The sequence below is a fragment of the Streptococcus sp. DD11 genome (assembly GCF_001578865.1).
Classification (GTDB): Bacteria; Bacillota; Bacilli; order Lactobacillales; family Streptococcaceae; genus Streptococcus; species Streptococcus panodentis.
This window is the reverse complement of the sequence record NZ_KQ969396.1, coordinates 37,817-44,243: the sequence shown is the minus strand read 5'-3', so window position 1 is coordinate 44,243 and position 6,427 is coordinate 37,817. Positions and strand designations below refer to the sequence as shown.

At 45.7% G+C, this 6,427-nt stretch carries 8 protein-coding genes and 1 pseudogene; 8 read left to right on the top strand and 1 reads right to left on the bottom strand.

Translation table 11 applies throughout. The annotated features are described in order from the left end of the window. The 5 genes and pseudogenes from STRDD11_RS14560 to STRDD11_RS09635 all read left to right on the top strand — a co-directional run. Positions 1-532 (top strand): annotated as a pseudogene (locus STRDD11_RS14560) (ABC transporter ATP-binding protein); the annotation flags it as partial. Continuing rightward, entirely contained in the window at positions 529-1,116 is a 588-nt protein-coding gene (locus tag STRDD11_RS09655) for a hypothetical protein (protein ID WP_128837152.1), read from the top strand. The pseudogene STRDD11_RS14560 and the gene STRDD11_RS09655, both read left to right, overlap by 4 nt. Positions 1,117-1,187: 71 nt before the next feature. Continuing rightward, a complete protein-coding gene (locus tag STRDD11_RS09650; protein ID WP_128837151.1) occupies positions 1,188-1,598 on the top strand; it encodes a GNAT family N-acetyltransferase in 411 nt (136 codons plus the stop codon). A 112-nt stretch (positions 1,599-1,710) separates the two neighbouring features. Next, the gene (locus STRDD11_RS09640; protein ID WP_128837149.1) at positions 1,711-2,670 is read left to right on the top strand and encodes an ROK family glucokinase; all 960 of its coding nucleotides are present in this window, start codon (positions 1,711-1,713) and stop codon (positions 2,668-2,670) included. A gap of 106 nt (positions 2,671-2,776) precedes the next feature. Further along, positions 2,777-3,616 (top strand): thymidylate synthase, encoded by an 840-nt coding sequence (locus STRDD11_RS09635; protein WP_128837148.1) that lies wholly within the window; start codon positions 2,777-2,779, stop codon positions 3,614-3,616. Here the strand turns inward: STRDD11_RS09635 and STRDD11_RS09630 are convergent. Continuing rightward, positions 3,609-3,932, bottom strand: a complete 324-nt coding sequence (locus STRDD11_RS09630) for a hypothetical protein (RefSeq protein ID WP_128837147.1) — start codon at positions 3,930-3,932, stop codon at positions 3,609-3,611. The two genes, STRDD11_RS09635 and STRDD11_RS09630, sit on opposite strands and share 8 nt — an antisense overlap. Positions 3,933-3,997: 65 nt before the next feature. Between STRDD11_RS09630 and STRDD11_RS09625 the strand changes: the two genes are divergently transcribed. From STRDD11_RS09625 to yihA, 3 genes are all read left to right on the top strand, one after another. Then, the gene (locus STRDD11_RS09625; protein WP_128837146.1) at positions 3,998-4,510 is read left to right on the top strand and encodes a dihydrofolate reductase; all 513 of its coding nucleotides are present in this window, start codon (positions 3,998-4,000) and stop codon (positions 4,508-4,510) included. Positions 4,511-4,735: 225 nt separating this feature from the next. Then, entirely contained in the window at positions 4,736-5,965 is a 1,230-nt protein-coding gene (gene clpX / locus STRDD11_RS09615) for an ATP-dependent Clp protease ATP-binding subunit ClpX (RefSeq protein WP_128837144.1), read from the top strand. Positions 5,966-5,975: 10 nt separating this feature from the next. Beyond that, positions 5,976-6,427, top strand: a 452-nt coding sequence (yihA, locus tag STRDD11_RS09610) for a ribosome biogenesis GTP-binding protein YihA/YsxC (RefSeq protein WP_241209397.1), incomplete at its 3' end; no start/stop codon positions are given.

Sequence of the window (6,427 nt, the reverse complement as noted above, 5' to 3'; positions counted from 1 at the left end):
CTATCTGCTCAAGCTGCTCTTGCAAAAGCCCAATGTCCTCCTTTTGGATGAGCCGACCAATGATCTGGATATTGCGACCCTGACTGTTTTGGAAAACTTTCTGCAGAACTTTGCGGGTCCAGTCATCACGGTCAGCCATGACCGCTATTTTCTGGATAAGGTTGCCAGTAAGATTCTGGCCTTTGAGGACGGCACTGTCAGGGAATTCTTTGGCAATTACACGGACTATCTGGATGAGAAAGCCTTTATGACTCAAAGCTCTGCTATTTCCCAAAAGCCTCAAAAGGAAAAAACGGCTAAGGTGCGCGAGGAGAAGAAGCGCATGAGCTACTTTGAAAAGCAGGAGTGGGAGTCCATTGAGGGGGATATTGAGGCACTGGAGGAGCGGATTTCAGAGATTGAAGCAGCCATGCAGGAGAACAGCTCTGACTTTACCCGCCTGTCCGAACTCCAGCAAGAACTGGACCAGCAGAACGAAAAACTGCTGGAAAAATACGAGCGCTATGAATACCTGAGTGGGCTAGATGGATGAAAGAAGTAGTGTTTAGGCAGAGCTGGTTGAAGATATTCATTTTAGCTATATCGGCGAGCGCTCTTGCTGTCTTTATGACTACAGTTCTTGTATTACCATCTAAAAACGGATACCTATTATTCGACTCCAATATTTCTGTGATTGAAAAAATGTTTTTAGTGATAGGTACAATTGTTTTTGATTTTCTCTCTATTTTAGTATGGATTTGTTTGTTTAGAGATAAACGTTTTCTACGTCTGACTGAACAGGGATTTTACTTTAAACCCCTTCTTTTTAGAGAAGTTTCGTTTCATAGTTGGGGAGAAATCCAGAGTATAGACTATAGAATTGAACGTATTCGACATTATGCAAAATATCAATTATTCAATAAGAGTCATATTTTGACGATTTGTTTTCATTCAGTGGATCCTGCAGTTTTGAAGAGAAGTAGGCTTGCTTCTAGAAAGAGCAAAAGGTATAAGTTTGGTATTCCTGAACCGTTAGAAATTACTCTTATGTTATTGAAAAAAGAGAAACCAAAATATATTTATGAAACGATGATGGATTACCATAATCAATGGCAAGCAAGTCAGAAGGATATTTAAGGTGAAGGTATAGTCCGAACAGTTTCATAAACTGTAAATCTAAAACCTTTAGAGATGGAACGGAGGTATCTATGAAACTAAGATTGGAAAATACCAACTCAAAGAAGACGCAAGAATTGGGAAATTTAATCAGATCCTACAATCGATCTAAGAGGGAGCCCTCCAAAAGTGAGCCTCTTAACATCTATGTAGAAGACGAACAAGGAAATCTGCTGGCCGGTATGGCGGCCGAAACTTTTGGTAATTGGCTGGAGATTGAGTATTTGTATGTGAGCGAGGAATTACGAGGGCATGGCATAGGCTCAGAAATGCTGAACAGGGCGGAAAAGGAAGCCAGAGAAAGGAAATGCAAATATTCATTTGTAGATACGTATCAGTTTCAAGCGCCGGATTTTTATAAAAAGCACGGCTATAGAGAAGTGTTCGCTCTGAAAGAATACCCCTATACTGGTGAAAGATATTATTATACAAAAGACTTGTGAGTTTACTTTGGGAATAAAGATGGATTTGATTTTTACTTTTCTTTATGCAAACCTTTTCCTTACTGAAAAAATCTGATATAATGATGATAAATAAAACACATAGGAGAACATCATGTCGAAAAAAATCATCGGAATTGACCTTGGCGGGACATCTATCAAGTTTGCGATTTTGACGCCGGAGGGAGAGATTCAGGAGAAATGGTCTATCAAGACCAATATTTTAGACGAAGGCAGTCATATCGTAGATGATATGATTGCCTCCATTCAGCATCGCTTGGAACTGCTGGGACTGACTGCAGAGAGTTTTATCGGCATCGGCATGGGCTCTCCAGGTGTTGTTGACCGTGAGCAAGGCACAGTTATCGGCGCTTACAATCTCAACTGGAAAACGCTGCAGCCTGTCAAAGAAAAGATTGAAAAAGCGACGGGTATTTCTTTCTTCATTGATAACGACGCCAATGTAGCAGCCTTGGGCGAGCGCTGGATGGGAGCCGGAGACAATCAGCCGGATGTGGTCTTTATGACGCTAGGAACAGGCGTGGGCGGCGGAATTGTTGCTGAAGGGAAACTTCTTCATGGTGTAGCTGGAGCAGCTGGAGAGTTAGGCCATATCACAGTAGACTTCGACCAGCCTATTCAGTGTACCTGCGGCAAGCAGGGCTGTCTGGAAACAGTAGCCTCTGCGACCGGTATCGTCAATCTGACTCGCCGCTATGCGGATGAATATGCCGGCGAAGCCAAGCTGAAGGAACTCATCGACGATGGCGAAGAAGTGACGGCAAAGACTGTCTTTGACTTAGCCAAGGAAGGCGACGAGCTGGCCTTGATTGTTTACCGCAATTTCTCCCGCTATCTAGGGATTGCCTGCGCCAATATTGGCTCTATCCTCAATCCATCCACCATTGTGATCGGCGGCGGGGTTTCAGCGGCAGGCGACTTTTTGCTGGACGGCATCCGCAAGGTTTATGAAGAGAATAGCTTCCCGCAGGTTCGGACCTCGACCAAGCTCGCTCTGGCGACTCTTGGAAATGACGCCGGTGTGATCGGGGCAGCTTCCTTGGTTCTGCAATAATGCCAGACGTTTTGTGTATTTGTTCTCCTGCAGAGAAGTCTGTAGGAGAATTTTTTTGGAAATTTTGCTATACTAGAGAGAGTTTTGTAAAATCAAAGGAGACATCATGACGCTAGCAGATATGATTTTCAAAGAGAATATTAAAAAAATCATGGAAGAGGGGGTCTTTTCGGAGAATGCCCGTCCCCGATATAAAGATGGAAATGTGGCTAATTCTAAGTATATCACGGGCTCTTTTGCTGAATACGATCTGAGCAAGGGAGAGTTTCCCATCACGACCCTGCGGCCCATTGCCATTAAGTCGGCAATCAAGGAAATGCTCTGGATTTATCAGGACCAGTCCAATGATTTGGATCTATTGGAAGAGAAGTACAATGTCCACTATTGGAATGACTGGGAAGTCGGCCATACTCGCACCATTGGTCTGCGCTACGGTGCAGTTGTCAGGAAGCATGACATCATCCGAAAGATTCTGAAGCAGCTGGAGGCCAATCCTTGGAACCGCCGCAATATCATCTCACTCTGGGATTATGAAGCTTTTGATGAGACGGAAGGATTGCTCCCATGTGCCTTCCAAACCATGTTTGACGTGCGTCGCGTGGATGGCGAAATTTATCTGGATGCCACCCTGACTCAGCGCTCCAATGATATGCTGGTGGCCCACCATATCAATGCCATGCAGTATGTGGCCCTGCAGATGATGATTGCCAAGCATTTTGGCTGGAAGGTTGGGAAATTCTTCTACTTTATCAATAATCTCCATATCTATGACAATCAGTTTGAACAGGCAGAGGAATTGCTCCGCAGAGAGCCGTCTGACTGTCAGCCCCGGCTGGTGCTCCATGTGCCTGACGGCACAGACTTCTTTTCTATCAAAGCAGAAGACTTTGAACTGCTGGACTATCATCCGGTCAAACCACAGCTGAAATTTGACTTAGCTATTTAATCTGTTTGTCTTTCAGACTCCCAAAAGCTCCAGCGGCGGTTTTGATACTCAAAGAAAATCGAAGGTAAGAAGGCAGACCGATGCAGACAGAGCTTCCTTCCGGAAAGAAGCAGCAAAAGAACACTGCTTTGAGGCGGTGGATGGAGCTTCCGCTAGGAAGTGTCAGCGGTACTGACTTTGCGGCTGCAAGCGGTGGGACAGCTTCCGTGAGGGCGCAGCCACCTTCTTTGAGTATCTGCCAGGCAGAAAGGCTGAGCTTCAAACTTGGTCTTTTTGTAATTTTGTAATTTTTTAAAGCAAAGCAGCCGTAAGTCATGCTTTAATTAAGCCTTTTTCTGTAAAATTTGATAGAATAGAAGTACTAATGCAAAGGATGACGGAATGACAAAGAAGATTATCGCCATTTGGGCGCAGGCCGAGAGAGGACTGATAGGAAAAGATCAGGTGATGCCTTGGCACTTGCCCGCTGAGCTGCAGCATTTTAAAGAAACAACCACCGGCCATGCCATTCTGATGGGCCGGGTTACCTTTGAGGGGATGAAGCGGCGTGTCTTGCCCAACCGCATCAGTCTGATTCTGACGAGGGACAAAGATTATCAGATTGATGATGAAAAGGTCTTTATTTTTAATACAGCAGAGGATGTTTTGGCTTGGTATGAGAAGCAAGACAAAAACCTCTATATCATCGGCGGAGCTCAGGTGCTGGCCCTTTTTGAGCCATATCTGGACGAATTAATTCAAACTCAGATTGAGGCTGAGCTGGAGGGGGATACATATTTCCCTGCCGGCTTCGACTGGTCGCCTTATCAAGAGAGCAGCAGCCGGTTTTATCCTAAGGATGAGAAAAATGCCTATAATTTTACGGTGAAGCACTATCAAAGAAAGGATTCGTAAAAATGGAGCGGAGTATTTTTGGTTTTTTTACGGCCTTTTTAAGCGTTATCTGCGTGATTTGCGCCATTCAGACCTTTCGGAAAAAGCGGTTTGGACTGGCAGCTTTATTTTTGCTGAATGCTTTTACAAATCTGGTCAATTCCATTCATGCTTTTTACATGACGCTTTTTTAATGTCTGCAAGAATAAATAAAATAGAATTAGAAATTTAGAATTGGAGTAACAAATGCCTACAAGTCGCAACAATGATATGATGGTCTACTGTTCTTTCTGCGGAAAGAGCCAAGATGAGGTGCAGAAGATTATCGCTGGCAACAATGCTTTTATCTGCAATGAATGTGTCGAGCTGGCTCAGGAGATTATCCGTGAGGAACTGGCCGAGGAAGTGCTGGCTGACCTGTCTGAAGTGCCGAAGCCACAGGAACTGCTCACTATCTTGAATCACTATGTCATCGGTCAGGATCGGGCTAAGCGTGCTTTAGCAGTAGCGGTTTACAACCACTACAAGCGTATCAACTACCACGACAGTCGTGAAGAAGAAGATGTGGAACTGCAAAAGTCAAATATTCTTATGATTGGCCCGACGGGATCCGGAAAGACTTTTCTGGCTCAGACACTGGCCCGCAGCCTCAATGTGCCTTTTGCCATTGCGGATGCCACTGCTTTGACTGAAGCCGGCTATGTCGGAGAAGATGTGGAAAATATTCTGCTCAAACTGCTGCAGGCGGCTGACTTCAACATTGAACGCGCTGAACGCGGCATCATCTATGTGGATGAAATCGACAAAATCGCAAAGAAAAGCGAAAACGTGTCGATTACCCGTGATGTCTCCGGTGAAGGGGTGCAGCAGGCTCTGCTGAAAATCATCGAAGGCACTGTAGCCAGTGTACCGCCTCAGGGCGGACGCAAGCATCCGCAGCAGGAGATGATTCAGGTTGATACCAAGAACATCCTCTTTATCGTCGGCGGTGCTTTTGACGGTATTGAGGAAATCGTCAAGCAGCGGCTGGGTGAGAAAATCATCGGTTTCGGCCAGAATAACCGCGCCATTGATGAAGGCGGCTCCTACATGCAGGAAATCATCGCAGAAGATATTCAAAAATTCGGGATTATCCCTGAACTAATCGGCCGCCTGCCGGTCTTTGCCGCCCTGGAGCAGCTGACGGTGGATGATTTGGTACGGATTCTGAGCGAGCCTAAAAATGCGCTGGTCAAGCAGTACCAGGCCCTGCTTTCTTATGATGATGTCAAACTGGAGTTTGACGAAGATGCCCTGCAGGAAATTGCCAATAAAGCCATTGAACGCAAGACCGGAGCTCGCGGTCTGCGCTCCATTATCGAAGAAACCATGATGGATGTCATGTTTGAAGTGCCGAGTCAGGAAAATGTCAAGCTGGTCCGCATTACCAAAGAAGCAGTGGATGGAACGGATAAGCCCGTTTTGGAAACGGCCTAACGAGGTGCTTATGGAAATCAATACACACAATGCCGATATTCTGCTGAGTGCAGCTAATCAGTCTCACTACCCTCAGGACGATATTCCTGAGATTGCGCTGGCTGGCCGCTCCAATGTCGGCAAGTCCAGCTTTATCAATACCCTGCTCAATCGGAAAAATTTGGCCCGAACGTCCGGCAAACCCGGCAAAACCCAGCTGCTCAACTTTTTTAATATCGACGACAAGCTGCGTTTTGTCGATGTTCCTGGCTATGGATATGCCAAGGTTTCCAAGACGGAGCGGGCCAAGTGGGGACGCATGATAGAGGAATACCTGACCAGCCGGGGCAATCTCAGAGCTGTTGTCAGTCTGGTTGACCTCCGCCATGATCCCAGTGCAGATGATGTGCAGATGTATGAATTTCTCAAATACTATGACATCCCGGTCATATTGGTAGCAACTAAGGCTGATAAGATTCCGCG